The following is a 25,590-nucleotide window of genomic DNA, read 5'->3' on the forward strand; positions in this document are numbered from 1 at the left end:
GCCCCGCGCGGCCCGCCCTCACACCCGCCGCTTGTCCAGCTTGCGCGCGAGCGTGCGCCGGTGCATTCCCAGGCGCCGCGCGGCCTCGGTGATGTTGAAGCCGGTCTCGGCCAGCACCTCGTGGATGCGCTCCCACTCCAGCGTCTTGATGGAGCTGCATCGGTTGGTGAGCTCCACGTCGGCGTTGCCTTCGGTGAGGCCGAAGGCGGCCTCGATGTCGTCGGTGTTGGACGGCTTGGCCAGGTAGTGGCAGGCGCCGAGCTTCACGGCCTCCACGGCCGTGGCGATGCTGGCGTAGCCCGTGAGCACGACGATGAGCATGCCCTCGTCGTGCGCGTGCAGCTCGCGCACGCAGGCCAGGCCCGTGGCCTCGCCCTTGAGCTTGAGGTCCACCACGGCGTAGCCGGGGCTGTGCGCACCGAGTAGCTCCCGGACCCGCGCCAGGCTGTCCGCCCGCAGCACGCGGTAGCCGCGCCGCTCGAACGAGCGCGCCAGCGTGCGGGCAAAGGCCTCGTCGTCCTCCACGAGCAGCAGCAGGCGTTCGGCGTCCATTCAGAAAGTCTCGTGTCCAGTGTCCAGCGCAATTGCGGCCAGCGGCAGCGTGATGGTGACCCGCGCGCCGCCGCCGGGAAGGTTCTCGGCGTGCACGCTGCCGCCCAGGGTGCGCGCCACGTTCAGTGACAGGAACAGTCCGAGCCCGCCGCCGGGCTGTCCCTTGCTCGACTGGTAGGGGGCGCCCAGCCGCGCGAGCATGGTGGGCGCGAAGCCGGGCCCGTCGTCCGAGATGGCGATGCGCAGCATGTCCTGCTCGCGCTCGGCCACGAGGCCGACCCAGTGGGGCGATGCGTCGCGCGCATTGTCGAGCACATTGAAAACCATCTGCTGCAGCGTGACATCGGACACCATGGGGCCGTCCTGGCCGAAGCGGTTGTCGTAGTCGAAGCGGTCCACGGCCCGCGTGGCGCGCCACTCGCGCGCCAGCGCGTCGAGGAACTGGCGCACCGTGGTCTGCGCCGAGGCTTCGGCGCGCGCCTCGCCGGCCGACAGAAGGATGCCGCTGACGATGGTCTTGCAGCGCTGCAGCTGCACCTGCATCTCGGCCACGTCCTGCTGCAGCGCGGCATTGTCGGCCAATGCGGGGTCGCGGCGCCAGTCGCCCAGGATCACGGCCATGGTGGACAGCGGCGTGCCCAGCTCGTGCGCCGCGCCCGAGGCCAGCAGGCCCATGCGCAGCACGTGCTGCTGCTCGGCCGCGCGCTGGCGCGCGGCGGCCAGGCGCGCGTCGCGCTCGCGCAGGTTGTGGTTGATGCGGCTGATGAAGATCACCACCAGCGCCGCGTTGAGCATGAAGCACACCAGCAGGCCCAGCACATAGGGGCTGGCCAGCCCGCGCGAGAAATCGGGCGAGAGCTGCAGCGGCACGCGGTAGTGCGCCAGCAGCGCCAGGCACAGCGCCGTGATGCACACCATGGCCCAGATGTAGCCGCTGCGCAGCAGGGCCGCGCCCAGCGCGATCTGCAGCAGGAACAGCAGGGCGAAGGGGTTGCCGGTGCCGCCGCTCAGGTACAGCTGCACGGTGAGCACGGCCACGTCCACCAGCAGGGCCAGGAACAGCTCCACGTTGCGCACGCCGCGCCCGGTGCGCCAGCGCAGCAGGCTCGTCACGTTGTACAGGGCCAGGCACCCCACCACCATGAGCATCTCGCGCAGCGGCAGGGGCAGCTGCAGGCCGTAGTGCGCGACCTCGATGGTGAAGATCTGGCCCACGACGGCGATCCAGCGCAGCTGTATGAGCTGCTGCAGGTTCTTCAGCCCCGCCGCGGCATCGGCCGAGCGCGCCTTGAGGGTCGCTGGCGTGCCAGGCGTCATCGGGCGGAAGCGGCGGCGCGCAGCCGCAGTTCGTGGCGCGTAACGAAGACCGTTGCCGCGGCGGCCATGGCCGCCAGGCCGAACCAGGTGATGGCGTAGACGAGGTGGCTGTTGTGGAAGCGCACCACCGTCATGCCGGGCCTGGGCCAGGGGCCTGCGCCGGGGCTGGCATTGCCCGCGCGCGGGTCGGGAATGCCAGCGTCGATGAAGAACGGGGCGGCGTCCTCCAGGCCCAGCGCCCGGGCGATGGCGGCCACGTCGCGCGAATGCCAGCGCTGGCGTGCGGGGTCGTTGCTGCGCAGAAAGCCGCCGCCGGGCTCGGTCATGCGCAGCAGGCCCCGGACTTGCGCCGCGGCGCCTTCCCGCGCCAGCGGGAAGGCCGTGCCCGCGGCCCACGCGCCGCGCTGCGCCTCTGGGATGAAGCCGCGGTTGACCAGCACCTGTCCACCCGCATCGAGCTGCAGCGCCGTGAGCACCCAGAAGCCCGCGCCGAGCTCCGTGGCGGCCTGTGTCAGCACGGTCTTGCCTGCGAGCCAGCGGCCCTGGGCCAACACGGGCAGGTACTCGTGGCCGGCAGCGTCCACGCGCGGCCAGTCGGCGCGCGGCGGCAGGGGCACGGGCTCGGCGTGCAGGCGCTGCTCCACGCGCTGCATCAGAGCGAGCTTCCAGACGCGCCGCTCCACCTGCCAGGCGCCCAGCGCGGCGAACGCGAGGGCCAGGGCGACGCCTGCCAGGGCAAGCAGCGCCAGCGTGCGCCCGGAGCGCGGCGCATTCGGTTGGTCTGCGGCCGGCGCTCTCAAGGTCAAGGATGCGAAGGCATCATGGCCGCGTTCATGTGGAACATGACCCACAGGGTACCGGCGATGGTGACGGCCAGGAACACGATGGTGAAGAGGGTGGACAGCATGGTCCAGCCGCCCTGGATCTTGCCGTTCATGTGCAGGAAGTACACCATGTGCACGACGATCTGCACCGCGGCGAACAGGCCCAGCACCAGAGCGCCCGTGGTGCGGTCTTGGATCGCGCCGTTCATGACCAGCCAGAACGGGATGGCCGTCAGGATCACGGCGAGGACGAAGCCCTTGACGTAGTCGCCCCTGGTGACGTGGATGTCGTCGTGGTGGTGATCGTCTTGGTGGTGGCCGCCGTGGCCGGCGTGGAGTTCATGTGCGCTCATTCAAAGCACCCCCATCAGGTACACAAAGGTGAAGACGCCGATCCAGACCACGTCCAGGAAGTGCCAGAACATCGACAGGCAATTCAGGCGGCGGGCGTTCTCGGGGATCAGGCCGTGTTTGCCGATCTGGATCATCAGCGTGACGAGCCAGATCGTGCCGAAGGTCACGTGCAGGCCGTGCGTGCCCACCAGCGTGAAGAAGGACGACAGGAAGGCGCTGCGCTGCGGGCCCGCGCCCTCGTGGAGCAGGTGCGCAAACTCGTACAGCTCCACGGCGAGGAAGGCCAGGCCTAGCAGACCCGTGACGGCCAGCCACGCCAGCGTGCCGCGCACGTCGCGCTGCTGTTTCTGCAGCATGGCGAAGCCGAAGGTGATGGACGACAGCAGCAGGAAGGCCGTGTTGATGGCCACGAGCTTCAGGTCGAACAGCTCGGCGCCCGTGGGGCCGCCCGCGTAGTTGCGGCCCAGCACGCCGTAGGTGGCGAACAGCACGGCGAAGATGAGGCAGTCGCTCATCAGGTAGAGCCAGAAGCCCAGGGATGTGCCGTTCTCTGGATGGGGCTCGTGCGCGAGGTGGTACTGGCGCTCGGCCTGGGCGGCGGCGCTCGCGGGGAGGGTGTGCGTATCAGACATGGGCTGCTGCAAGCTGCTGGGTGCGCGCTTCTTCCGTGGCCGCCACTTCGGCGGCCGGGATGTGGTAGTCGCGCTGGTAGTTGAAGGTGTGGATGATCGAGGCCAGCACGGTGGCGGCGAACGAGGCGATGGCCAGCGGCCACATGTGCCAGATCATGGCGAAGCCGAACAGCGTGGACAGGCCCGCGATCACCACGCCGGCGCCGGTGTTGGCGGGCATGTGGATGGGCTGGAAGCCCGCCAGCGGACGCTGGTAGCCGTGCTTCTTCATGTCCCACCAGGCGTCGATCTCGTGCGCCACGGGGGTGAAGGCGAAGTTGTACTGCGGCGGGGGCGAGGAGGTGGCCCACTCCAGCGTGCGGGCGTCCCAGGGGTCGCCCGTCACGTCGCGCAGCTGCTCGCGGCGCGCGTAGCTCACGGCCAGCTGGATCAGGAAGCTGGCGATGCCCAGCGCGATCAGCGCCGCGCCGCAGGCGGCGATGACGAACCAGATCTGCAGCGAGGGGTCCTCGAAGTGGTTCACGCGGCGCGTCGCGCCCATCAGCCCCAGGATGTAGAGCGGCGTGAATGCCACCCAGAAGCCCACGAGCCAGAACCAGAACGAGCACCTGCCCCAGAACTCGTCGAGCTTGTAGCCGAAGGCCTTGGGGAACCAGTAGTTGATGCCGGCGAACACCGCGAACACCACGCCGCCGATGATGACGTTGTGGAAGTGCGCGATCAGGAACAGCGAGTTGTGCAGCACGAAGTCGGCCGGGGGCACGGCCAGCAGCACGCCGGTCATGCCGCCGATGGCGAACGTCACCATGAAGCCCACCGTCCACAGCATGGGCAGCTCGAAGCGGATGCGGCCCTTGTACATGGTGAACAGCCAGTTGAAGATCTTGGCGCCCGTCGGGATCGAGATGATCATCGTCGTGATGCCGAAGAAGGTGTTCACCGTGGCGCCCGAGCCCATGGTGAAGAAGTGGTGCAGCCACACCAGGTACGACAGCACCGTGATGCAGACCGTGGCGTAGACCATGGAGGTGTAGCCGAACAGGCGCTTCCTGCTGAACGTGGCCACCACCTCGGAGAACACGCCGAACGCGGGCAGCACGAGGATGTAGACCTCGGGGTGGCCCCAGATCCAGATCAGGTTCACGTACAGCATGGAGTTGCCGCCCAGGTCGTTCGTGAAGAAGTTCGTGCCGGCGTAGCGGTCCAGCGACATCAGCACCAGCGCGGCCGTCAGGATGGGGAAGGTGGCCACGATGAGCGCGTTGGTGCACAGTGCGGTCCAGCTGAACACGGGCATCTTCATGAGCTGCATGCCCGGCGCGCGCATCTTGATGATGGTAACGATCAGGTTGATGCCCGACAGGGTGGTGCCCACGCCCGCCACCTGCAGCCCCCAGATGTAGTAGTCCAGCCCCACGCCCGGGTCCTGCGCGCCCAGGTTGGACAGGGCCAGCCAGCCAGCGGTGGAAAACTCGCCCAGGAACAGCGACAGCATGACCAGCACGGCGCCGCCCGTGGTCATCCAGAAGCTGAAGTTGTTCAGGAACGGGAAGGACACGTCGCGCGCGCCGATCTGCAGCGGCACGAGGTAGTTCATCAGGCCCGTGACGAAGGGCATGGCCACGAAGAAGATCATGATCACGCCGTGGGCCGTGAAGATCTGGTCGTAGTGGTGCGGCGGCAGGTAGCCCATGTTCTCGCCGAAGGCCATGGACTGCTGCAGCCGCATCATCGCCGCGTCGGCGAAGCCGCGCAGGAACATGACGAGGCCCAGCACCATGTACATGATGCCGATCTTCTTGTGGTCGATGCTGCAGAACCAGTCGCGCCACAGCGGGCCCCAGAGGCGGAATTTGAAGAGGGCGGCGACCACCACGAGGCCGCCCAGCACGACGGCGATGAAGGTCCAGAGCACGATGGGCTCGTGCGCCATGGGGATCGAGTCCCAGGTGATGCGGCCCAGCAGCCAGTGGGCCGGAGGGATGGTGTGTTCAGGCATATCGGATCTCTCGGCTCGTCGAATTCACTGGTGGTGGCCGCCCGCCCCGTGCTGGGCGTGCGCCGGGGCCTCTGCGGGGGCGGCCGCGGCGCCGCGGCGCGCGTCCTTGGCCATGGTCTCGTGCATGCACGGCTGGCCGTCTTCCACGCAGCGGTTCAGCACCCGGTGGTACAGGTCGGGCTCCACGCTGGAGAAGCGCTGCACGGGGTCGCGCTCGCTGGGCCTGGCCAGCTGCAGGTAGGCGGCTTTGTCCAGCGGCTTGCCCTCGGCCTTGGCCTTGTCGATCCATTGGGCGAACTCTGCGTCCGACAGGCCGTGGAACTTGAACGTCATGCCCGAGAAACCCTTGCCGCTGTAGTGCGAGGCAAGGCCCTGGAACACGCCAGGCTTGTTGATCACGGCGTTCAGCTCGGTCTGCATGCCGGGCATGGCGTAGATCATGCCGGCCAGGTCGGGCACGTAGAACGCGTTCATGGTCGAGGTGGCGGTGAGCTTGAACCGGATAGGCCGGTCCACCGGCGCGGCCAGCTCGTTGACGGTGGCGATGCCCTGCTCGGGGTAGAAGAACAGCCATTTCCAGTCCATGGCCACCACCTCCACCTCCAGCGGCCTGGCGTCCGCGGCCAGGGCGCGCTGGGCGTCGATGCGGTCCAGCGGGCGGTAGGGGTCGAGCTTGTGCGTGGCGATCCAGGTCAGGGCGCCCAGCGCGATGATGATCATCAGCGGAACGGTCCAGATCACCAGCTCCAGCACCGTGGAGTGGTGCCAGTCGGGGTCGTACTTGGCGTCGGCGTTGCCCTGGCGGTATTTCCAGGCGAACAGCAGCGTGAGCAGGATCACCGGCACGATGACGATGAGCATCAGCAGGGTGGCGGTGACGACCAGGTCGCCCTGCTGGGCGGCGATGTCGCCCGCGGGATTGAGCACGACGGTCTTGCCGCAGCCGGCCAGGCCGGCAACGGCCGCGGCCGCGGCGAGCCAGGCAGGCCCGCGGAGTTTCTTCATGTGGATCATGCGAGGAACGTGGCGAATGCGTCTACGGCCGCGCCTGGGCACGCCTAGGGGTAAACGCGAATTACGGACGGGCGCAAATGTAATGCGGCTAGCGTTTTTCCTGGCTGGACATTTTGTCCAGGATCAAACAAATGACGGTAACCGCGCGTCAGGCATGGGTTTTTGGCGTTCGGGCTGCCGCGCTATACCCGAGCGTAGTTAGGGGTTTTCCCAGTGTGGGCCCTGGTGAAAGCGCACTTGTTGATCGTTGGGCTTGCGTGTAGAACGGGTTCGTGTCTGCCAAAAAGGAGCTTGGGAATATATGAGTAGCGCTTCCATCGCATACCCCGTCTATGGCCACGAGGATGCGGCCTCCCTGTCGCGCGCCCACACGGACGAGGACGTCACCCCCGGCGAAATCGCCGTGGGCGTCGTCATCGGGCGCGCGTCGGAGTATTTCGACTTTTTCGTGTTCGGCATCGCCTGCGTGCTGGTCTTCCCGTCGCTGCTGTTCCCGTTCCTGTCGCACCTGGACGGCACCTTGGCCGCCTTCGCCATTTTCGCCATCGCCTTCGTCGCGCGGCCGTTCGGCACCGCCATCTCCATGGCCGTGCAGCGGCGCTGGGGGCGGGGCACCAAGCTCACGCTGGCGCTGTTCGTGCTGGGCGTGTGCACGGTGGGCATGGCCTTCCTGCCCGGCTACCGGACGGCGGGCGCCGCGGCCATCGTGGCCCTTGCCGCGCTGCGCTTCGGCCAGGGGCTGGCCCTGGGCGGCTCGTGGGACGGGCTGCCGTCGCTGCTGGCCATGGCGGCGCCGCCCGAGCGGCGCGGCTGGTACGCCATGGTGGGCCAGCTGGGCGCGCCGCTGGGCTTCGTGCTGGCCGCCAGCCTGTTTGCCTACCTGTACGGCAGCCTCTCGCTGGCCGAGTTCCTGGACTGGGGCTGGCGCTATCCGTTCTGCGTGGCCTTCGCCATCAACGTGGTGGCGCTGTTCGCGCGCCTGCGGCTGGTGGTGGGGCAGTCCTATGCCGAGCTGCTGGAGGAAAAGGAGCTGGAGCCCGTGGGCGTGGCGCGGCTGATGCAGGACGAGGGCGGCAACGTGGTGCTGGGCGCCTTCGCCGCGCTGGCCAGCTTCGCGCTGTTCCACGTGGTGACGGTGTTCCCGCTGTCCTGGATGTCGCTGTACTCGGGCCGCTCCATGACCGGGGTGCTGGGCGTGCAGATCGTGGGGGCCTTGCTGGCGATCGCGGCCGTCGCGCTCTCGGGCCGGCTGGCCGATCGCGTGGGGCGGCGCAACCTGCTGGGCAGCATGGCGGTGCTGATCGGCCTGTTCAGCCTGGCCACGCCCTGGCTGCTGGGCGGGGGCGAGCTTGGCGGCAACGTGTTCCTGCTGGCGGGCTTCGTGCTGCTGGGGCTGTCGTACGGACAGGCATCGGGCACCGTCACGGCCAACTTCTCCGCCCGCTACCGCTACACGGGCGCGGCGCTGTCGGCCGACCTGGCCTGGCTCATCGGCGCGGCGTTCGCGCCGCTGGTGGCGCTGGGGCTGTCGGCCCGCTTCGGCCTGGGGGCCGTCACGCTGTACCTGCTGTCGGGCGTGGCGTGCACCCTGGCGGCGCTGCGCATCAACCGCATGATCGAGCAGCGTTCCTGAAGGTTCTTCAAAAAACATAGCTGCCAGCGCTTGTCCCTCCTTTGTTTTAGGTATGAAACTACCTGAAATATAGGCAGGGCAAGCGCTGGCAGCTCTCTTTTTGCTAGCTCAATCTTTCGGGCGGAAGCCGATCACCAGCGAGGAGGGCACGCGCCCGTCCACGTCGCGCGGCAAGGTCTCGGTGCGCTGCAGCGCGCGGATCACCGCGTCGTCCCAGGCCTTGTTGCCGCTGGAGTGCAGGATGCGCGTGCCGACGATGGTGCCGTCGGGCGCGGCGCGCACCTCGACCTCGGCGCGCGGGTTGCCTTCCACCAGGTCGGGATAGACGATGTTGGGCTTGACCTTGGCCGCCACCTTGCCGGCGTAGCCGCCCGAGGGGCCGGCGCTGCGCTGCGCGGTGCCCGTGGCCGTTTCGCCGCCCGTGGCGCCGGCCAGGCCCGCGATGCGGCGCATCTGGTCCTTGCGGAATTCCTCGGCCCGCTTGGCTTCGAGTTCGGCCTTGCGTTTCTCCTCGGCCAGTTTCTTCTGCTTTTCCTGCTCGGCTTTTTGCTGCTCCAGCCGTTTCTGTTCGGCAAGCTTCTTCGCGCGCTCGGCTTTCTCGTGCTCGGCCTTCTGCTGCGCCAGTTGGCGTTCCTTTTTCTCCTGCTCCAGGCGCTCGCGGCGTTCCTTGTCCTTCTTTTCCTGCTCCAGCTGCTGCTCGCGCTTTTTCTTCAGCTCTTCCTCGCGTTTTTTCTGTTTTTGCAGGGCGATGTCGGCCTCGTGCGTGTCAGGCTCGGCCTGGCGCGGCGGTGGCGGTGGCGGGGGAGGCGGCGGCGGAGCCGGGGTGGGCTGCGGCTCGGGCTCGGGTTCGGGCGGCGGAGGGGGCTCGGCCGCGCGCGGCGCGGCCTGCTGGGGCACGGCGGCCCAGAGCTCGGCCTCGACGGCCGGCTGGTCGGCGCTGCTCTTCCAGTTCACGCCCCAGGTCAGCGCGCCGATCAGGATGGCGTGGGCCAGCACCGCCAGCGCGATGGCCCGCATGCGCCCGGGCGGGCGCGGTGGGGCGAACTGGTCGCGGTCGTTGGTGGCGTGCATGCGGGTGGGGGCTCCTTGTGGTCAGCCGCCGCTCTTGACGGCCAGGGCGACGCGGGGAATGCCCGCGGCCTGCAGGGCCGACATGGCCTTCATGACGGAGTCGTAGGAGACGTTCTTGTCCGCGCTGATGAGCACGGGCGTGTCCTCCGGCTGGTCCTTGAGCCAGTTCCTGGCCGTGCTGCCCAGGTTCTGCAGCGGCACGGTGCGCTCGTTGCCGTCGGCCTTGAAGCGTATGCCGCCGTCCTTGTCGACGATGACGTCCGCGCGCGTCTTGGGCATCTTGGTGCCCTTGCCCACGGAGGGCAGGTTCACCGAGCTGGGCGTGAGCATGGGCGCGGTCACCATGAAGATGATGAGCAGCACCAGCATCACGTCGATGAACGGCACCATGTTGATCTCGTTCATGGAGCGGCGGCGCGTGCCGCTGCGCGAGGCCATTGCGGGCATGCCGTACCTCCCTTCAGTGGCCCGAGGGCGACGCGGGGTGCGCGCCCAGGTTGCGCTGCAGGATGTTGGAGAACTCCTCGATGAAGGTCTCCTGGTGGATGGCCACGCGGTCGATGTCGCGCGCGAAGCGGTTATAGGCGATCACGGCGGGAATGGCGGCGAACAGGCCGATGGCCGTGGCCACCAGCGCCTCGGCGATGCCCGGCGCCACGGTGGCCAGCGTGACCTGCTCCATGCCGGCGAAGCCCGTGAAGGCGTGCATGATGCCCCACACGGTGCCGAACAGGCCCACGTAGGGGCTGACCGAGGCGACCGAGCCGAGGAAGGAGAGGCTCGATTCGATCACGTCCATCTCGCGCTGGAAGCTCGCGCGCATGGCGCGGCGCGCGCCGTCGAGCAGCGTGCCGGGGTCGGTGATGCGGCGCTCGCGCAGCTTCTGGTATTCGCGCATGCCGCTGGCGAAGATGCGCTCCATGGGGCCGGCGCTCTTTGCGTTGTGCGCGGCGGCCGCGAACAGCTCATTGAGGCTGGTGCCCGACCAGAAGTCGCGCTCGAAGTCCTCGTTGAGCGCCTTCACGCGCTTCAGGGCGAACAGCTTGCGGAAGATGGCGGCCCAGCTCGCCACGGAGACGGCCAGCAGCAGCAGCATGACCAGCTGCACCACCCAGCTGGCATTGAGCACCAGGCTCAGTATCGACATGTCTTGGGAATTCATGATGAGGAGAGTCGTTCCAAAAGAGGGCCCGGGATGCGCGCCGGGCGCAGGGTGGCGGCCTCCACCCAGCCGATGCGGATGCTGCCTTCGCACAGCAGCGCGGGAGGGAATTCGGGATTCATCTGCTCTGGTTTCAAGAGCGCCTGCTGCTCGATTGTGAGCGAAGCCCGGCCGCATTCCTGCAGCCTGGCGGTAACAATCAGTTCGTCGTCCAGGCGCGCCGGGCGCAGGTAGCGCAGGCGCGCGTCGGTTACGACAAACATGCCGCCCGTGAGTTCCCGCAGGCGCTGCTGCCCCAGGTCCAGCGAGCGCAGCCACTCGGTGCGCGCGCGCTCGAAGAACTTGAGGTAGTTGGCGTAGAACACGATGCCGCCGGCATCCGTGTCCTCCCAGTAGATGCGCACGGGCCACTCGAACATCGTCAGCCGATCAGGGCCTGCATGCGCGCTACCGCCTCCTGCAGCTGCGCCATGGAGTTGGCCGTGGAGAAGCGCACGAAGCGCGCGGTGTCCGCCGTGCCGAAGTCGCGCCCCGGCGTGATCGCCAGGTGGGCGCGGCGCATGAGCTCGAAGGCGAAGTCCCAGCTGCCCTGCACGCCGAGCCTGCGCGCTGCCTCGCCGCAGTCGGCCCAGGCGTAGAAGGCGCCGTCGGGCGGAACGGGCACGGTCAGCCCGAGCCGGTTCAGCGCCGGGATGAAGAAGTCGCGCCGCGCCTTGAACTCGGCGCGGCGGCGTTCGTACTCGGCGATGCTCTCGGCTTCGAAACAGGCCAGGGCCGCGTGCTGCGAGATGGTGCTGGCGCAGATGAACAGGTTCTGCGCCAGGCGCTCGACCACGCTCACCATGGCTTCGGGCACCACCATCCAGCCCAGGCGCCAGCCCGTCATGTTGAAGTACTTGCTGAAGCTGTTGATGCTGATGACGTCCTCGCCCAGGGCCAGGGCCGTGTGGCCGAAAGCCTCTTCGTAGGACAGGCCCAGGTAGATCTCGTCGATGACCGTGATGCCGCCGCGCGCGCGCACCGCCTCGTGGATGCGGCGCAGCTCGTCCGGCGCGATGGAGGTGCCCGTGGGGTTGGAGGGCGAGGCCAGCAGCACGCCGCGCGTGCGCGCGCCCCAGGCGGCCTCGACCTTGGCGGCGCTCAGCTGGAAGCGCTCCTCTGCCGTGGTCGGGACGAGCACCGCCCGGCCGTCGGCCGCGCTCACGAAGTGGCGGTTGCAGGGGTAGCTCGGGTCGGGCATCAGGATCTCGTCGCCCGCGTCGATGAGCGCCAGGCACGCGAGCTGCAGCGCGGCCGAGGCGCCCGCCGTGACCACGATGCGCCGCGCCGGCACATTCACGCCGAAGCGCGCCGCATACCAGCCGCTGATGCGCTCGCGCAGCTCGTCCAGGCCCAGGGCGTTGGTGTATTGCGTGAGGCCGTCCCGCACGGCGCGGTCGGCGGCCTGCCGTACCAGCGGCGGCGCGGTGAAGTCGGGCTCGCCGATGTTCAGGAAGATCATGGGCTCGCGCGTGCCGGCCACCTCGCGCGCCAGGCCTTGCGCGGCCTTGGCCACTTCCATCACGTAAAAGGGTTCTATGCGCTCGGCGCGGGTGGAGAATTTCATGGCGAAGCAGCCTGCCCGCGGCCGGCGGCGCGCGGGCGTAAGATCGTAAACACGCTCTAAGAAACGAAGGGTCAGCCGGCCTTGCCCGCGGCCTTGTCGGCGGCGACCTCGGCGGCGCGCAGCTGCGGCGCCAGGCCGTTGAGGATGCCGTTGACGTACTTGTGGCCGTCGGTGCCGCCGAACTCCTTGGCCAGCTCGATGCACTCGTTGATGACCACGCGCCAGGGCACGTCGGGGCAGTGCTGGAACTCGTACACGCCGATCCACATCACCGCATGCTCGATGGGCGAGATCTCGGCCATCTTGCGGTCGAGCAGCGGCGCGATCAGCGCGTCCATGTGCTGGGCCGTCTCGATGCAGCCGTGCAGGAGCGCGTCGTAGTGCGCGGCGTCGGCCTTGTGAAAGCCCGACAGGTCGCGCGTGAACAGGTCGATGGCGGTGGCGTCGTTGCCGCCCACCAGGTGCTGGTAGAGCGCCTGCAGCGCGAATTCGCGCGCGCGCGAGCGCCCCGACTTGGAGCCCGCCTTGCGTGCGCCGGTGGCGGTCAGGCCGGTGCGCGGCTGGCGCGGCGGGCGCTTCGATGGCATCGGTTGCCCGGGCGTGGAGGCCTCGCTCACGACAGCTCCTCCTGCAGGTTGGCCATCTCCACGGCCACGCGGGCGGCGTCCACGCCCTTCTCGCTCTGGCGGGCGATGGCCTGCTCCAGGTTCTCGGTGGTCAGGATGGCGTTGGCGATCGGGATCTGGTAGTCGAGGCCGATGCGCGTGACGCCGGCGCCCGATTCGTTGGCCACCAGCTCGAAGTGGTAGGTCTCGCCGCGGATGATGCAGCCCAGCGCGATGAGCGCGTCGTAGCCGCCGCGCTCGGCCATGGCCTGCAGCGCCAGCGGCACCTCCAGCGCGCCGGGCACGAGCACGTGGCGGATGTGCTGCTCCTGCACGCCGAGCCTGAGCAGCTCGGCGCGGCAGGCGGCCGCCAGGGCGTTGGTGATGTTCTCGTTGAAGCGGGCCTGCACGATGCCGATGTGCAGCTTCCGGCCATCCAGCCGGTCCGCCGTTCCTTTGTCTGCGCCAAACATGATTTATTCCTTGGGGATGTAGCCGGTGATTTCCAGGCCGTAGCCGGCCATGCTGGGCATGCGCCGCGGCTGGCCCATGAGCTGCATGCGTGCCACGCCCACTTCACGCAGGATCTGCGCGCCCACGCCGTAGGTGCGCAGGTCCATGCGGCCGCGCTCGGGCGCCTGGGCGGCGCGGGCGCGGCCTTCGAACTGCGCGAGCAGCTGTTCGCCCGTCTCGCCGCAGTTGAGCAGCACGGCCACGCCCCGGCCCTGGGCGGCGATGTAGCGCAGGCTCGCGTCCAGGCTCCAGGAGTGCATGGCGCGGCTCGACTCCAGCGTGTCGAGCACCGACAGCGGCTCGTGCACGCGCACGGGCACGCTCTCCTGCGCGTCCCACTGGCCCTTGACCAGCGCCAGGTGCACGCCCTGGCTGGGCTCGTCGCGGAAGGCATGGGCGGTGAACTCGCCGAACGCGGTCTGCATGGGGCGCGAGCCAGCCTTGTGCACCAGCGACTCGGTGCGGCTGCGGTGCTCGATCAGGTCGGCGATGGTGCCGATCTTGAGGCCGTGCTCGGCCGCGAACAGCTGCAGGTCGGGCAGGCGCGCCATGGTGCCGTCGTCCTTCATCACCTCGCAGATCACGGCGGCGGGGCTGCAGCCGGCCATGGCGGCCAGGTCGCAGCCGGCCTCGGTGTGGCCGGCGCGCATGAGCACGCCGCCGTCCACGGCCTGCAGCGGGAAGATGTGGCCAGGCTGCACCAGGTCGCTCGCCTGGGCGTGCGGCGCCACGGCCGCCTGCACGGTGCGCGCGCGGTCGGCGGCGGAGATGCCGGTGGTCACGCCCTCGGCCGCCTCGATCGAGACGGTGAAGGCCGTGCCCATCTTGGTGCCGTTGCGCGCCACCATGGGCGGCAGTTGCAGGCGCTCGCAGCGCTCGCGCGTGAGGGTCAGGCACACCAGGCCGCGGCCGAAGCGCGCCATGAAGTTGATGGCCTCGGGCGTCACGTGGTCGGCGGCGATGACCAGATCGCCTTCGTTCTCGCGGTCTTCCTCGTCGACCAGGATGACGATGCGGCCGGCGGCGAGCTCGGCCACGATGTCTTGCACGGGCGAGATGGGCGCGGGCGTCAGGGGGGTGTTCATGCGGGGCTTTCAGGAAACCGTGCGCGGGCGTGGCAGCAAATTCCCTGGCGGGTAGGGCCCAAAGAACATGCGCAGCGGCCACGGGCCGCACGGGTGGGGGATGCAGGGATCCCGAAGCGGGGGATTTTAGCGCGTGGCTATACCGCCGGTGCCTCCAGCGTCACGTCGCTGACCGGGCGGGCCACGCAGGGCAGCACCCAACCCTCGGCCTTTTCCTCGGCCGACAGGCCGGGCCATTCCACCTCGTAGCGCACCTGGCCCTGCACCAGCAGGCAGATGCAGGTGCGGCAGGTACCGTTGCGGCAGGAGCTGGGCCAGTCGATGCCGCCTTGCTCCAGCGAGACCAGCAGGGGCTGGTCGGGCCAGGCGTCGCACTGCGTGCCGTCGTCGCCCACGCGGGCGGTGAAGAAGGGTGGGGTGCTCATGGATTGCGGGAGTGGATTTTGAATGAAAAGTGGGCCCATCCCTTGCTGATTAAGCGCAGGCAGCTACTGAAAGCATAGTATCTGGAAAGCACGTCGGACCAACCGCGGATTGCCTGTTTTTTAGGCAAAACAGTGGCGGTCCATGCAAATCAAGCACTTGCGAGCGCCATACAGGACTTGTCAAAAGTTATCCACACGATTGTCCAGCCCGGGCCGGGATAAGCCGGCCCGCCTTGCCTAAAAAACAGGCAATTTGAAGGAGGCCTTTGCAAATCAATGGCTTGCATGTGCCGTACAGTGCTTGTCCGCGGTTATCCACATGATTATCCAGCGCGGCAAGGGATAACCCGCGGTGCATCAGGCAAACAGGGATTCGAAGCCATCTCCTGGAAAGAAGCGCTGCTCGCGCTGGTACAGCCGCGTGGGGCCGGGCAGGGCCCTGTCGCGCACCGAGTGCAGGGGATCGCCGGGGTAGCAGATGACGCGCGCGCCCTCGTGCTCGAAGGCCTCGGGCAGCACGGTGGGCGGACGCCGCAGCCGCGCTTGCTCCATCACGCTGCGCACGCTGGCGTGGCGCGCCAGGTGCGCCAGGCCCATGATCTGCGGCGGCGCCAGGTCGATCTGGCCGTCGCGGTACTGCTCAAGGGCGGTGCGCGGCGCGATCCAGACGCTGGCGGTGGTTTCTTCGTCGTCGTGCCCGGCCTCCTGGCCGTCGGGCGCCTGGGCCACGAAGAAGCGGGTGTCGAAGCGGCGCGTCGCCATGGCCGGCGTCTCCGGGGTGATCCAGCGCGACCAGGCGCACATGCGGCGCGTGGACAGGCGCAGCTGCAGCGCCGCCAGCACCTGGGCCAGCGGCTGGCCTTCGCGCAGCATGGCGCGGGCGCGCGGGGCGTCCACCGGGGCCTGGGCCTGCGCGGGCTCGGCCAGCAGCAGGCCGCATTCCTCCAGGGCCTCGCGCAGCGCCGCCACATGCAGGCCGGCGGCGGTGGCGGGGTCCAGGGCGCTCTCGCCCAGGCCTTCGTGCAGCGTTTGTGCCGGCTGGTCCAGCAGGGCGGCGCCGTCGCGGTCGGCGGCGTCGAGCTTGCCGCCCGGGAACACATAGAGGCCCCCCATGTTGGCCATCTGCGCGTGACGGCGCAGCAGCAGGGTCTCGATCCCCGCGGGGGTGTCGCGCAGCAGCACCACGGAGGCGGCGTCGCGCGGGATCTCGGGGGTGCTCGGGTGGGGTACGGGTTGCATGGCGTGGTTCGGTTGGTGGTGAAGGTGGTCGGAGTCTCGGGGGCGTCCTGCCGCATTGTGCTTCTGGCGTAGAGTGACGCCGTCGCAGGCGGGCGTTCCGTCTGCACCTTATCAGAGGAGTGAATGCAGCATGGAACTGGACTTCAAGGGCCGCGTGGCCATCGTGACGGGCGCCGGCGGCGGCCTGGGCCGCCAGCATGCGCTGGCGCTGGCCGCGCGCGGCGCCAGTGTGCTGGTCAACGACCTGGGCGGGGCGGTGGACGGCAGCGGCGGTTCTGCCGGCGCGGCGCAGGCCGTGGTCGACGAGATCCGCGCCGCGGGCGGCCAGGCGCTGGCCAATGGCGCCTCGGTGACCGACTTCGCGGCCGTGCAGGCCATGGTCCAGCAGGCCATCGACGCCTGGGGCCGCGTGGACGTCCTGGTGAACAACGCCGGCATCCTGCGCGACAAGTCGTTCGCCAAGATGGACATGGCGGACTTCCAGCTGGTGGTGCAGGTCCATCTCATGGGCGCGGCTCATTGCTGCAAGGCTGTGTGGCCGCACATGCAGGCGCAGAAATACGGGCGCATCGTCATGACGACCTCGTCCACGGGCCTGTACGGCAACTTCGGCCAGGCCAACTACGGCGCTGCCAAGCTGGCGCAAGTGGGCCTGATGCAGACGCTGGCCATCGAGGGCGCCAAGTACGGCATCCACGTGAACGCCCTCGCGCCCACGGCCGCCACGCGCATGACCGCCGGGCTGATGCCCGACGAGGTGCTGGCGCGGCTCGCGCCCGAGGCCGTGGTGCCCGCCATGCTGGCGCTGGCGCACGAGAGCGCGCCCACGCGCACCATCCTGTGCGCGGGCGCCGGCAGCTTCGAGGCCGCGCACATCACGCTCACCCGGGGCATACACCTGGGGCAGGGCCCGGACGTGCCCGAACAGCTGGCCGCGCGCCTGGCCGAGGTGTGCGACCGCGCGGGCGAGCAGGTGCCGCAGAACGGGTCCGACCAGGGCGCGAACGAGCTGCGCCTGGCCATGGCCGTGGCGGCGTAGCGCGGCGGGCGGAGCGGCGTCGCAGTTCCCGGGCATTGACGCGGCTTCAGGCAGTCGCTGGCGCGGCGTGCTAAGTTCCGGCCCCACGCCAAAGATGGAACAACAAGATGAGCACTCTGCAACAGAGAATCGCCGCGCTGCCGGCCGAGCGCCTGGCCGGCATGCGCCGGGGCATAGAGAAGGAAGGGCTGCGCGTGCTGCCCGCGGGCGGCCTGGCGCTCACGCCGCACCCGCTGGCGCTGGGCTCGGCACTCACTCACCCCTGCATCACCACCGACTACAGCGAGTCGCAGATCGAGCTCATCACCGGCGCGCACGTGGGCGTGGAGGACTGCCTCGATGAGCTGACGCAGATCCACCAGTACGTGCTGCGCACCCTGCGCGATGCGGGCGGCGAGATGCTGTGGGTCTCCAGCATGCCCTGCGGCCTGCCCACCGACGAGACCATCCCGATCGGGCGCTACGGCAACTCGCACATAGGCCGCGCCAAGAGCATCTACCGCATGGGCCTGGCGCACCGCTACGGGCGGCGCATGCAGACCATCTCGGGCATCCACTACAACTGGTCGCTGCCCGGAGTGACGAGCGAGGAGTACTTCGCTCTGATCCGCAACTTCCGCCGCCACGCCTTCGTGCTGCTGTATCTGTTCGGCGCCTCGCCCGCGCTGTGCCCCTGCTTCGTGCAGGGGCGCACGCACGGCCTGCAGCCCATGGGCGACGGCAGGGAGGCACTGTACCTGCCGCACGCCACATCGCTGCGCATGGGGCGGCTGGGCTACCAGAGCGACGCCCAGGCCAGCCTGAACGTGAGCTACAACGGCCTGTCGGGTTACGCCGATTCGCTCCACGAGGCGCTGACCCGGCCGTACCCGGCCTACGAGGCCATCGGCATACGCAACATCGGCGGCGACTACAACCAGCTGGGCACCAGCCTGCTGCAGATCGAGAACGAGTTCTACGGCACCATCCGCCCCAAGCGCACCGTGCGCCGCGGCGAGCGCCCGCTGCACGCGCTGCGCGAGCGCGGCGTGGAATACGTCGAGGTGCGCCTCATGGACCTGGACCCGTTCGAGAGCGTGGGCATCACCGCCGCGACCATGCGCCTGCTGGACGTGTTCCTGCTGCACTGCCTGCTCACCGACAGCCCGCCCGACACGCCGCAGGAGATCGCCGAGTGCAAGCACAACCAGCACCAGACGGCCGAGCGCGGGCGCGAGCCGGGCCTGCTGCTGCAGCGGCGCGGCCAGTCCGTGGCGCTGGCCGACTGGGCCGCGCAGGTGCTGGATGAATGCGCGCCCATCGCCGCCGCCCTGGACCAGGCGCAGCCGGGGCAGGACTACGCCGCCGCGCTGCGCCAGGCCCGGGCCGTGCTGGCCGACAGCGCGCTGGCCCCGTCGGCGCGCGTGCTCGCGGCCATGCAGGCGCAGCCGGGCTGCGGCTTCGAGGCGTTCTCGTTCGCCCAGTCCGCCAAGGCGCGCGACCGGCTCCTGGCGCTGCCCTGGAGCGCCCGGCAGCAGGCGCACTACGAGGCGCTCGCCGCCCGCTCCCTGGCCGAGCAGAAGGACATCGAGGCGCAGGACCAGCTGCCCTTCGAGGAATGGCGCCAGCAGTACATGGACCCGCGCCAGCTCCAGGCCTGAACTGAAGAGCCGCGCGCCCGGGCGGGCGCGCATCGCCCGACCATGTCCATCCCCCTCGCATTCCGCTTGCGCACCGCCCGGCGCGTGCTGCTGTCCCACTACGTCGCCAACGGTACGGCGGGGGCGCTGGGACTGCTGCTGATCTCGGCCCTGGTGCACCTGTGGCTGGGCAGCGCCGCCGCATCGGCCGCGACCGTGGGCGCCATCGTCGCCATCCCGCCGGACATGCCCGCGCCGCGGCGCGGCAAGCTGCTGCACATGCTGCCGGCGCCCCTGCTGGCGCTGCCGCTGTTCCTGGTGGTGCAGCGCCTGCATGACGCGCCCTGGATGCTGGGCCTGCTCATCGTGCCCGCGAGCTTCCTGGCCTTCCTGGCCATGGCCTGGGGCAAGCGCGGCGCGCCGGTGGCCATCGCCGCCGTGCTGGCGCTGGTGTTCTCCATGGCCGTGCCCGCGCCGGCCGAAGGGGAGGGCTGGCGCGCGGCCCTCGCCACCACCTTCCACTTCGGCCTGGGCGCGCTGCTGTACCAGCCCTGGGCGGTGCTGAGCAACCGCCTGCTCAACGGCCGCTACCGCGTGCAGCTGATCGCCGACGTGCTGCTGTCGCTGGCGGACCTGATGCGGCTGCAGGCCCTGCAGTTCACGCCCGTGCTGGCGCTGGGCGAGCGCGACAACCCGCTCATGGGCGCGCTCCTGCTGCGCCAGGCCACGCTTGCCGACCAGCTGCAGTCGGCGCGCGACATCGTGCTCGAATCGCCCACCAGCGCGCGCCAGCAGCGGCTGGCCGGCATGCTGCTGTGCGCGCTGGAGATGCGCGACCACCTGCTCGCAAGCGCGCTCGACCTGGAGCAGCTGCGCCGCCAGCCCGAGCAGGCCGGGGCGCTGGAGCGACTGCGCGACGAGCTGCTGGCGCAGGCCGGCGTGCTCGAACGGCTGGCCGATGCGCTGCTGCTGGGGCGCAAGCCCGAATCGCAGGCGCGGCCGCGCCTGGACCTGGGCGCGCTGGAGGAGCCGGCCCATGCGGGGTTCACCCCCGCGCGGCTGGTGCGCGGCCTGGCGTACCGCATCGGCCATGTCCAGGACGAGGTGGGCCAGCTCGTCGCCCTGGCGCGCGGCGAGCGCGAGCCCGACCTGGCCCTGGTGCGCGTGTACTGGCAGATGTTCGTCAGCTCCACGGGCTGGGGCTGGAAACCCTTCTGGGGCCTGTGGCGCTGGCGCGCCGCGCCGCTGCGCCACGCCATGCGCGCGGCGCTGGCCATCGGCGTGGGCTACGCCGTGTCGCAGCTGCTGCCCTGGCGCGAGCATGCCTACTGGATCGTGCTGACCATCATCGTCGTGCTGCGCGGCAGCCTGGCGCAGACGCTGGAGCGGCGCAACGAGCGCGTCGCCGGCACCCTGCTGGGCTGCCTGATCGCGTCGGCGCTGCTGGCCGCCGACATGCCGCACTGGGCGCTGCTCGCCTGCGTGACGCTGGCGCAGGCCGTGGCCCACTCCTTCACCCTGCGGCGCTACCTGTTCACCGCCGTGGCGGCCACGGTGCTGGGGCTGGTGCAGGCGCACCTGCTGGGCGCGGGGGGCAGCACCGGCTTCGTGCTGCTCGAACGCATGGCCGATACCCTGATCGGTGCGGGCCTGGCCTGGGCCTTTGCCTACGTGCTGCCCTCGTGGGAGCGCCAGCAGATACCCGCCCTGGTGGCGCGCACGCTGGCGGCGCAGATGCGCCACGCGCGCGAGGCCCTGGCCCTGGGCCAGCTGCAGGCCGTGGACAACCACCCCGAGCTCGCCTGGCGCCTGGCGCGGCGCGAGGCCTACGACAGCCTGGGCGCACTGGTGCAGGCCACGGCGCGTGCCTGGAAGGAGCCGCGCGCCGTCCGCCCGCCGCTTGCGCCGCTGGAGCGCATGCAGGCGCACTGCTACCAGTTGCTGGCGCAGCTCACGGCGGTCAAGTCCATGCTGCTGTTGCGCCGGGGGCATCTGCGCGGCGAGGACGTGCACGCCCCCCTGCAGGCGGCCGCGCAGCGCATCGAGGCCATCCTGAGCGGCCAGGACATGCCCGCGCCGCCGGAGCACGGGGCCGACGACGGCTTGGCCGCCGAGCCGCTGCCGGCCCTGGTGGAGACCGACCTCACCCCCTGGCTGCTGCGCCGCCTGCGCCTGGCCGAGGGCCTGGCGCGGCAGATGCGCGCCGAGGCGGGGCAGGTGGTCGCCCCGCTATCGGAAGCTGCTTAACGCCAGCGCTGCCACAGCGCGCGCACGATGAACGCGACGCCGAGCACGAGGGAGAACCAGCCCACGAGCGCGGCTTGGCGCATGAGCTCCTGCACACTGGGCGAGCGCGCGATGTAGGGAGCGAGCAGGATCACGGCGCCGATCAGCGCGCACACCACCCCCTTGAAGAGCATTTCGGCGTTTTGCTTGTGGGGCGGCGTGGCGGGCATGGCGGAAGCGGCGCGAAGGCCGGGGCTGTGAAGGCGGGACGCGATTATCCCGCGGCGTCGGACCCCGCCGATGGCGGCAGCCTGCCGCGCCCGGCCATCAAGCCATGGGTTGATCGACGGCGGCCGTGACGACGATCTCTACCAGGATGTCCTGCGCACCCATCTCGCACTGGGCGGTGGCGCGCGTGGGGGCGGCATTGGGCGCAGTCCACGCATCCCAGACTTCATTCATGCCGGCGAAATCGCGTTCCAGATCCTTGATCCATATCTGGGCCGTGAGAAGGCGGCTCTTGTCGGTTCCGGCCTCCGCCAGGAATTTCTCGATTTTCGCGAGTGTTTGAGCGGTCTGGCCGCGGATGTCCTGGCTCCTGTCGTCGGCGGTCTGGCCGCCGACGAAGACCATGTTGTTGTAGACCACGGCACGAGAGCGGCGGTTGTCCGTCGCGATGCGCTTGATTTCCATGAAGAAGCTCCTTGGCTGATGGGGTAGGAATGCGTCATTCGGATGAGGCAAGCTCACCGAGGGTTATGGGCTTGATGGGCGGGCGGATCCGGTAATAGCCCACATCCTGGGGGCTGACCTTCCGCTCGCTTGCGATGATCTCGGTCACGGTCAATCCACACAGCCGCCCTTGGCACGGCCCCATGCCGCAACGGCCGAAGGCCTTCGTCTGGTTGGGGCCGAGGCAGCCCACTTCCACATATTTCCTGATTTGCCCCGCCTTCACTTCCTCGCAGCGGCACACCATGACTTCGTCATGTTCAGGAATGCGGTGCTCGTTCTGCGGCCTGTACAAGGCATCGAGAAACGGGCGGATCTGCACATGGGCCCTGATTTCATCCAGGATGGCCTGCTCGCGCTGCTTGAACGCCCCGGGTGCGATGGGCTGGAGCCGGTTGGCAATGGACAGTGCGGCCAGGCGGCCCTGGCAGGCAGACGCTTTCGCGCCGACGATGCCACGGCTGTCGCCGGCGATGTAAATGCCGGTTTCCTCGATTTGCCCATAGGCATCGGTGATCGGAATCCAGCACAGCTGCCGCTCATCCCAACGATGCTCGGCTCTCAGCGACCAGCTGAGTTGCGTGTTCGGAACCACGCCCTGGTGGAGCAGCACCAGGGAAGTCTCGACGCGCTTTCTTTGGCCGTTGTGCGTGAACGCTATGGATTCGGCTTTCTCCGAGCCCTCGATGGCAAACGAACTTGCCCCTGCGAACGTCTGAACGCCATGGCTCCGGATTTTCTTCAGCATCCGGGTTCCCTTGGAGAGGTCTTTCCAGCCACGCAGCGCGCCCAGGACATGGGGCGCCGCGCGCAGATAGTCGTCAGCCCCCGTGGTATGGATCAAGGCTTTGATCTTGACGCCGGCTTCCAGATACTGCTGCGCCAGGAGAAACAGCAAGGGGCCGCCACCCGCCAGCACGACGGGCTCGGTTGGAACGGCGCCGGAGGACTTGTACAGAATCTGGGCGGCACCCGCGCCCATGACTCCGGGCAGGGTCCATCCGGGAACGGGAAAGGGCCGCTCCATTGCGCCGCTGGCGAGCACCAGGCTCCGCCCCCGGACCTTTCTGCTGCCGCCGTCGAGAAGGTATGACACCGTCTTGTCCCTATCGACGTTCCAGACGGCTGCGCCACCCACGTGCACGGCGCCGCAAGACGCGAAGTCCTGCGCGAGCTTCGCGCCGGCGGCGTAGTCCGCGCCAAGCACCTCGCGGCGCCGGGGGCTCGATTCTTCGATGGCCCGGTAAATCTGGCCGCCAACTCGCCGCTGCTCGTCGAGCACGACGGCTGAAAGCCCGAAGCGCCTTGCCTCTATGGCCGCTGAAAGTCCCGCCGGGCCCGCACCAATGACCACCAGGTCAAAAACTTCGACACCTGTTGCCATGTCAGCCTTCCGCACTTGGGATATTCAGCCCGGACGCGCCATCCTGGCGTTTGATGACCATGCCTTCCTGTACTTGCGTGAGACACGATTGGCGGCTGGGACGCCCGTCTATTTCCACGAGGCATTCGAAGCAAACGCCCATCATGCAATAGGGGGCGCGCGGAGATCCGGAGACAGGCGTAGCCCGGAATGTGCGTACGCCCGACATGAGCAGCGCCGACGCCACGCTCACGCCTTCCGGGACAGTCAGCTGCTGGTCATCGAAATAAATGCGAATCTTCCTGCCGCCTGCATTTTCTTCAGGCATGAACAGGGAAATCCGTGATTCTTGGGTTTTAGTGTGCATTGCTGAATTTCCTATCCGGGTCCAGGAATCGCTCTCCGGCAAATTCCTCGATGCCCTCCGGCGCTGATTTCACTCCCGTGATCCAGGGGCCGATCTCGTAGGCATGGGAGCCGGCCAGGGAAACTCCGCTGTGGCTGGTGGCGGTGAATGCGCCGGGATATCTGGCGGATTCCTGGTATATCGGAGAGCCATCGGGAGTCATCACGCGAAGTGCGCCCCATGCCCGAACGAGCTTGACCGACGACAGGATCGGGAACGTCGCGACTGCGCGCTTCGCAATCCACTCGATTGCCGCCACCGTCGTCCCGTCATCCAAACCGACGTCCTCGACCGAGAACCCGAGCTGAACGGTTCCCTCGGCCGTTTGACGGGCCTTGTTGGTGGGGTGTGGAAGGAATTTCTTCAGCCGCTCGGTGATGAGAACCTGCCCCCGATTGGGCACCACCGGTGCGTGAAGACCCAGCTGGGGGGCCAGGACGCTGTTGCTCAGGCCCGCGGCGAGCACGATCTTCTCGCCTATCCATTGACGGCCGTCGCTGCTTCTCGCCCGGAAACCCTGGCCTTCACCAAGCGGGCAGACCTCGGCCACGTCGGCACCGTTGCAGATACGGCCGCCGAGCGCCTGGATTCCCGCATGCAGTGCATGCAGCAGCTTCAGCGGATTGGCGTGGCCGTCGAGAGAGCACCAGCTGCCTCCGGCCACTTTGGGCCCGATGGCGGGCAGCCGGGCCTTCAGCTCGCGGTGGTCGAGCATCTCGAACGGGGTCCGGCCGTCGGCGGCATTGATTTTCGCCAGCATCGCCTCCCGCTCGGCGACCTCCTTTTCGCTGAAGCCTATCCAGAAGCCGCCGTTTTGCTGAAGGTCCACATCGACCCCGGTCAGCTCCCGGAGCTCGCTGGCCAGCGGGCCCCAATGGTCGACGGCATCCCGGCTCCAGCGGGCGTAGCGGGGAAATCCCGCGCCCTTGCTCTGGAGCCAGACGAGGCCGAAATTGCCGCGCGAGGCCCGGTAAGCCACGTCGCCCTGGTCGAGGAGCGTAACTGCGCTGCCGGATTTGGCCGCGCCATACGCGATGGCGGCACCCACCAGTCCTCCGCCGACGACGATTATTCCATTTGAAGACATAAGCAGATTTGCCGGGAAAAGGTTTCTCCGGGGAATGGCCGTGCTCAATTGAGCGTGATGTTGTTCCGCCTCACCACCTCGCCCCAGCGGGCGCTATCGGCATTGAGCATTTGCCGGTAATCGGCGATCGAAACAGGGGCCACTTTCGCGCCGAGCTTTTCGTGCTTCTTGATGACCTCGGGGTCCGAGAGCACGGCGTTGATTTCCCGGTGCAGCTTTTCAACGATTGCCGGCGGCATATTGGCCGGCCCCACGACGCCTCCCCAGGTTTCCATTTCCAGATCCGGGTAGCCGGCCTCCCGGATGGTGGGGACGTTGGGCAGCATGGGGGAGCGGTTGGGCCCCGTGATCGCCAGTGCGTTGATGCGGCCCGCTTTCACCTGGGGCTCCATCGACGTGAAATTGCTGAACATCATCTGGATCTGACCCGCCGCCAGATCCAGTTCCGCCGCCGGGGCGCTCTTGTAGGGGACATGGGTGATCTGGGCCCCGGTGAGATTGGCGAACAATGCGCCAAGCACATGCAGCGCGGTGCCGTTGCCGGTGGACCCATAGAAAATCTCGCCGGGATGGGTTTTGGCGTAATTCACCAGGTCCGCGACGCTTTTGACGGGAATCGTCGGGCTCACGCCCAGCAGGTTGGGCTGCGTCCACTGTTTCGCGATGGGCGTGAAACTCTTGGCGGGATCGTACGGCAGCGATTTTGCGGTGAGTGCCGTAACGATATAGGTCGCGAGATTGGAGTTTCCAATCGTATATCCATCCGGCGCGGCCTTGGCTACCGTATCAAGCCCGATGACACCGGATGCTCCGGGTTTGTTGTCGATGATGATGGGCTGTCCCAGCCGTTTGCTTAGGCCGTCTGCCAAAACGCGCGCAGTGCCGTCCGCAGCGCCCCCTGCTGCCGCGTTCACGATAAACCGTATCGGTTTTTCCGGCCATTCCGCCTGTGCGGCAGAACCCAGTGAAAACAGGAGGGTGAAAATCGCGGAGGCGAGAAAGGGCCGGCGCGCAATTCGAGACGACATGGAAACTCCCCGTTTGACATGAATAACGAATGAGTGCCCATGGTAGGCAGTTGCCCCGC

Annotated in this window: 27 protein-coding genes; 4 read left to right on the forward strand and 23 right to left on the reverse strand. The window is 68.6% G+C overall.

What is annotated here, in order from left to right; all coding sequences use genetic code 11:
• Positions 1-18: 18 nt before the first annotated feature.
• The 7 genes from ALIDE2_RS11170 to cyoA are packed head-to-tail and all read right to left on the reverse strand — an operon-like array spanning position 19 to position 6,692.
• Positions 19-552 (reverse strand): response regulator transcription factor, encoded by a 534-nt coding sequence (locus ALIDE2_RS11170; RefSeq protein WP_013722114.1) that lies wholly within the window; start codon positions 550-552, stop codon positions 19-21.
• On the reverse strand, positions 553-1,869 hold the full coding sequence (locus tag ALIDE2_RS11175) for an ATP-binding protein (protein WP_013722115.1): 1,317 nt from the start codon (positions 1,867-1,869) through the stop codon (positions 553-555).
• Positions 1,866-2,675, reverse strand: coding sequence for an SURF1 family protein (locus ALIDE2_RS11180; RefSeq protein WP_013518830.1), 810 nt, complete (start codon positions 2,673-2,675; stop codon positions 1,866-1,868). Before ALIDE2_RS11180 ends, ALIDE2_RS11175 begins: the two co-directional genes overlap by 4 nt.
• Positions 2,672-3,046 (reverse strand): cytochrome o ubiquinol oxidase subunit IV, encoded by a 375-nt coding sequence (gene cyoD, locus ALIDE2_RS11185; protein ID WP_013518831.1) that lies wholly within the window; start codon positions 3,044-3,046, stop codon positions 2,672-2,674. The genes ALIDE2_RS11180 and cyoD overlap by 4 nt, the downstream gene beginning before the upstream one ends.
• On the reverse strand, positions 3,047-3,679 hold the full coding sequence (cyoC, locus tag ALIDE2_RS11190; RefSeq protein WP_013722116.1) for a cytochrome o ubiquinol oxidase subunit III: 633 nt from the start codon (positions 3,677-3,679) through the stop codon (positions 3,047-3,049).
• Positions 3,672-5,678 carry a cytochrome o ubiquinol oxidase subunit I gene (cyoB, locus tag ALIDE2_RS11195; protein ID WP_013518833.1) on the reverse strand — a complete coding sequence of 669 codons (2,007 nt, stop codon included), beginning with the start codon at positions 5,676-5,678 and terminating at the stop codon, positions 3,672-3,674. Before cyoB ends, cyoC begins: the two co-directional genes overlap by 8 nt.
• A gap of 24 nt (positions 5,679-5,702) precedes the next feature.
• Positions 5,703-6,692, reverse strand: a complete 990-nt coding sequence (gene cyoA, locus ALIDE2_RS11200) for a ubiquinol oxidase subunit II (RefSeq protein ID WP_013722117.1) — start codon at positions 6,690-6,692, stop codon at positions 5,703-5,705.
• A gap of 301 nt (positions 6,693-6,993) precedes the next feature.
• Between cyoA and ALIDE2_RS11205 the strand changes: the two genes are divergently transcribed.
• Positions 6,994-8,325 carry an MFS transporter gene (locus tag ALIDE2_RS11205; RefSeq protein WP_013722118.1) on the forward strand — a complete coding sequence of 444 codons (1,332 nt, stop codon included), beginning with the start codon at positions 6,994-6,996 and terminating at the stop codon, positions 8,323-8,325.
• A 108-nt stretch (positions 8,326-8,433) separates the two neighbouring features.
• On the opposite strand, the gene tolA is transcribed toward ALIDE2_RS11205, so the two are convergent.
• The 10 genes from tolA to ALIDE2_RS11255 form a co-directional block, all read right to left on the reverse strand.
• Positions 8,434-9,396: a cell envelope integrity protein TolA gene (gene tolA / locus ALIDE2_RS11210; protein ID WP_013722119.1), complete on the reverse strand. Its 963-nt coding sequence runs from the start codon at positions 9,394-9,396 to the stop codon at positions 8,434-8,436.
• Positions 9,397-9,417: 21 nt separating this feature from the next.
• Entirely contained in the window at positions 9,418-9,843 is a 426-nt protein-coding gene (locus ALIDE2_RS11215) for an ExbD/TolR family protein (RefSeq protein ID WP_013722120.1), read from the reverse strand.
• Between the two features lie 13 nt (positions 9,844-9,856).
• Entirely contained in the window at positions 9,857-10,558 is a 702-nt protein-coding gene (gene tolQ, locus ALIDE2_RS11220) for a protein TolQ (RefSeq protein WP_013518838.1), read from the reverse strand.
• Positions 10,555-10,977, reverse strand: a complete 423-nt coding sequence (locus ALIDE2_RS11225) for a YbgC/FadM family acyl-CoA thioesterase (protein ID WP_013722121.1) — start codon at positions 10,975-10,977, stop codon at positions 10,555-10,557. The genes tolQ and ALIDE2_RS11225 overlap by 4 nt, the downstream gene beginning before the upstream one ends.
• Positions 10,978-10,979: 2 nt before the next feature.
• A complete protein-coding gene (locus ALIDE2_RS11230) occupies positions 10,980-12,164 on the reverse strand; it encodes a pyridoxal phosphate-dependent aminotransferase (protein WP_013722122.1) in 1,185 nt (394 codons plus the stop codon).
• Between the two features lie 71 nt (positions 12,165-12,235).
• Entirely contained in the window at positions 12,236-12,751 is a 516-nt protein-coding gene (gene nusB, locus ALIDE2_RS11235; RefSeq protein WP_193353143.1) for a transcription antitermination factor NusB, read from the reverse strand.
• A gap of 26 nt (positions 12,752-12,777) precedes the next feature.
• A complete protein-coding gene (ribH, locus tag ALIDE2_RS11240) occupies positions 12,778-13,242 on the reverse strand; it encodes a 6,7-dimethyl-8-ribityllumazine synthase (RefSeq protein ID WP_013518842.1) in 465 nt (154 codons plus the stop codon).
• A gap of 3 nt (positions 13,243-13,245) precedes the next feature.
• Positions 13,246-14,367, reverse strand: coding sequence for a bifunctional 3,4-dihydroxy-2-butanone-4-phosphate synthase/GTP cyclohydrolase II (gene ribBA, locus ALIDE2_RS11245; protein WP_013518843.1), 1,122 nt, complete (start codon positions 14,365-14,367; stop codon positions 13,246-13,248).
• A gap of 137 nt (positions 14,368-14,504) precedes the next feature.
• Complete coding sequence (locus ALIDE2_RS11250; protein WP_013518844.1) at positions 14,505-14,792, reverse strand: 2Fe-2S iron-sulfur cluster-binding protein; 288 nt, start codon at positions 14,790-14,792, stop codon at positions 14,505-14,507.
• A gap of 357 nt (positions 14,793-15,149) precedes the next feature.
• Complete coding sequence (locus ALIDE2_RS11255; RefSeq protein WP_013722124.1) at positions 15,150-16,031, reverse strand: NUDIX hydrolase; 882 nt, start codon at positions 16,029-16,031, stop codon at positions 15,150-15,152.
• A 130-nt stretch (positions 16,032-16,161) separates the two neighbouring features.
• On the opposite strand from ALIDE2_RS11255, the gene ALIDE2_RS11260 reads away from it, so the two are divergent.
• From ALIDE2_RS11260 to ALIDE2_RS11270, 3 genes are all read left to right on the forward strand, one after another.
• On the forward strand, positions 16,162-17,070 hold the full coding sequence (locus ALIDE2_RS11260) for an SDR family NAD(P)-dependent oxidoreductase (protein WP_013518846.1): 909 nt from the start codon (positions 16,162-16,164) through the stop codon (positions 17,068-17,070).
• Between the two features lie 107 nt (positions 17,071-17,177).
• Positions 17,178-18,710: a glutamate--cysteine ligase gene (gene gshA / locus ALIDE2_RS11265; protein ID WP_013722125.1), complete on the forward strand. Its 1,533-nt coding sequence runs from the start codon at positions 17,178-17,180 to the stop codon at positions 18,708-18,710.
• A gap of 42 nt (positions 18,711-18,752) precedes the next feature.
• Complete coding sequence (locus tag ALIDE2_RS11270; RefSeq protein ID WP_013722126.1) at positions 18,753-20,936, forward strand: FUSC family protein; 2,184 nt, start codon at positions 18,753-18,755, stop codon at positions 20,934-20,936.
• Here the strand turns inward: ALIDE2_RS11270 and ALIDE2_RS11275 are convergent.
• From ALIDE2_RS11275 to ALIDE2_RS11300, 6 genes are all read right to left on the reverse strand, one after another.
• Positions 20,933-21,145: a hypothetical protein gene (locus ALIDE2_RS11275; protein ID WP_013518849.1), complete on the reverse strand. Its 213-nt coding sequence runs from the start codon at positions 21,143-21,145 to the stop codon at positions 20,933-20,935. The genes ALIDE2_RS11270 and ALIDE2_RS11275 overlap by 4 nt on opposite strands.
• A gap of 97 nt (positions 21,146-21,242) precedes the next feature.
• On the reverse strand, positions 21,243-21,608 hold the full coding sequence (locus ALIDE2_RS11280; RefSeq protein WP_013722127.1) for a RidA family protein: 366 nt from the start codon (positions 21,606-21,608) through the stop codon (positions 21,243-21,245).
• A gap of 34 nt (positions 21,609-21,642) precedes the next feature.
• On the reverse strand, positions 21,643-23,031 hold the full coding sequence (locus ALIDE2_RS11285) for an NAD(P)/FAD-dependent oxidoreductase (protein ID WP_013722128.1): 1,389 nt from the start codon (positions 23,029-23,031) through the stop codon (positions 21,643-21,645).
• Position 23,032: 1 nt separating this feature from the next.
• Entirely contained in the window at positions 23,033-23,377 is a 345-nt protein-coding gene (locus ALIDE2_RS11290; protein WP_013518852.1) for a (2Fe-2S)-binding protein, read from the reverse strand.
• Positions 23,367-24,503, reverse strand: coding sequence for an NAD(P)/FAD-dependent oxidoreductase (locus tag ALIDE2_RS11295; RefSeq protein ID WP_013518853.1), 1,137 nt, complete (start codon positions 24,501-24,503; stop codon positions 23,367-23,369). Before ALIDE2_RS11295 ends, ALIDE2_RS11290 begins: the two co-directional genes overlap by 11 nt.
• A 44-nt stretch (positions 24,504-24,547) precedes the next feature.
• Positions 24,548-25,531 (reverse strand): Bug family tripartite tricarboxylate transporter substrate binding protein, encoded by a 984-nt coding sequence (locus ALIDE2_RS11300; protein WP_013518854.1) that lies wholly within the window; start codon positions 25,529-25,531, stop codon positions 24,548-24,550.
• Positions 25,532-25,590 lie beyond the last annotated feature (59 nt).

Origin of the sequence: Alicycliphilus denitrificans K601 (genome assembly GCF_000204645.1) — a bacterium.
In the GTDB taxonomy this organism is placed as follows: Bacteria; Pseudomonadota; Gammaproteobacteria; order Burkholderiales; family Burkholderiaceae_C; genus Alicycliphilus; species Alicycliphilus denitrificans.

Excerpts from the sequence above, each read along its gene's own strand:
- ALIDE2_RS11170 (WP_013722114.1), bottom strand. The coding sequence starts at position 552 with ATGGACGCCGAACGCCTGCTGCTGCTCGTGGAGGACGACGAGGCCTTT.
- ALIDE2_RS11175 (WP_013722115.1), bottom strand. The coding sequence starts at position 1,869 with ATGACGCCTGGCACGCCAGCGACCCTCAAGGCGCGCTCGGCCGATGCC.
- cyoD (WP_013518831.1), bottom strand. The coding sequence starts at position 3,046 with ATGAGCGCACATGAACTCCACGCCGGCCACGGCGGCCACCACCAAGAC.
- cyoC (WP_013722116.1), bottom strand. The coding sequence starts at position 3,679 with ATGTCTGATACGCACACCCTCCCCGCGAGCGCCGCCGCCCAGGCCGAG.
- cyoB (WP_013518833.1), bottom strand. The coding sequence starts at position 5,678 with ATGCCTGAACACACCATCCCTCCGGCCCACTGGCTGCTGGGCCGCATC.
- cyoA (WP_013722117.1), bottom strand. The coding sequence starts at position 6,692 with ATGATCCACATGAAGAAACTCCGCGGGCCTGCCTGGCTCGCCGCGGCC.
- ALIDE2_RS11205 (WP_013722118.1), top strand. The coding sequence starts at position 6,994 with ATGAGTAGCGCTTCCATCGCATACCCCGTCTATGGCCACGAGGATGCG.
- tolA (WP_013722119.1), bottom strand. The coding sequence starts at position 9,396 with ATGCACGCCACCAACGACCGCGACCAGTTCGCCCCACCGCGCCCGCCC.
- ALIDE2_RS11215 (WP_013722120.1), bottom strand. The coding sequence starts at position 9,843 with ATGCCCGCAATGGCCTCGCGCAGCGGCACGCGCCGCCGCTCCATGAAC.
- tolQ (WP_013518838.1), bottom strand. The coding sequence starts at position 10,558 with ATGAATTCCCAAGACATGTCGATACTGAGCCTGGTGCTCAATGCCAGC.
- ALIDE2_RS11225 (WP_013722121.1), bottom strand. The coding sequence starts at position 10,977 with ATGTTCGAGTGGCCCGTGCGCATCTACTGGGAGGACACGGATGCCGGC.
- ALIDE2_RS11230 (WP_013722122.1), bottom strand. The coding sequence starts at position 12,164 with ATGAAATTCTCCACCCGCGCCGAGCGCATAGAACCCTTTTACGTGATG.
- nusB (WP_193353143.1), bottom strand. The coding sequence starts at position 12,751 with ATGCCATCGAAGCGCCCGCCGCGCCAGCCGCGCACCGGCCTGACCGCC.
- ribH (WP_013518842.1), bottom strand. The coding sequence starts at position 13,242 with ATGTTTGGCGCAGACAAAGGAACGGCGGACCGGCTGGATGGCCGGAAG.
- ribBA (WP_013518843.1), bottom strand. The coding sequence starts at position 14,367 with ATGAACACCCCCCTGACGCCCGCGCCCATCTCGCCCGTGCAAGACATC.
- ALIDE2_RS11250 (WP_013518844.1), bottom strand. The coding sequence starts at position 14,792 with ATGAGCACCCCACCCTTCTTCACCGCCCGCGTGGGCGACGACGGCACG.
- ALIDE2_RS11255 (WP_013722124.1), bottom strand. The coding sequence starts at position 16,031 with ATGCAACCCGTACCCCACCCGAGCACCCCCGAGATCCCGCGCGACGCC.
- ALIDE2_RS11260 (WP_013518846.1), top strand. The coding sequence starts at position 16,162 with ATGGAACTGGACTTCAAGGGCCGCGTGGCCATCGTGACGGGCGCCGGC.
- gshA (WP_013722125.1), top strand. The coding sequence starts at position 17,178 with ATGAGCACTCTGCAACAGAGAATCGCCGCGCTGCCGGCCGAGCGCCTG.
- ALIDE2_RS11270 (WP_013722126.1), top strand. The coding sequence starts at position 18,753 with ATGTCCATCCCCCTCGCATTCCGCTTGCGCACCGCCCGGCGCGTGCTG.
- ALIDE2_RS11275 (WP_013518849.1), bottom strand. The coding sequence starts at position 21,145 with ATGCCCGCCACGCCGCCCCACAAGCAAAACGCCGAAATGCTCTTCAAG.
- ALIDE2_RS11280 (WP_013722127.1), bottom strand. The coding sequence starts at position 21,608 with ATGGAAATCAAGCGCATCGCGACGGACAACCGCCGCTCTCGTGCCGTG.
- ALIDE2_RS11285 (WP_013722128.1), bottom strand. The coding sequence starts at position 23,031 with ATGGCAACAGGTGTCGAAGTTTTTGACCTGGTGGTCATTGGTGCGGGC.
- ALIDE2_RS11290 (WP_013518852.1), bottom strand. The coding sequence starts at position 23,377 with ATGCACACTAAAACCCAAGAATCACGGATTTCCCTGTTCATGCCTGAA.
- ALIDE2_RS11295 (WP_013518853.1), bottom strand. The coding sequence starts at position 24,503 with ATGTCTTCAAATGGAATAATCGTCGTCGGCGGAGGACTGGTGGGTGCC.
- ALIDE2_RS11300 (WP_013518854.1), bottom strand. The coding sequence starts at position 25,531 with ATGTCGTCTCGAATTGCGCGCCGGCCCTTTCTCGCCTCCGCGATTTTC.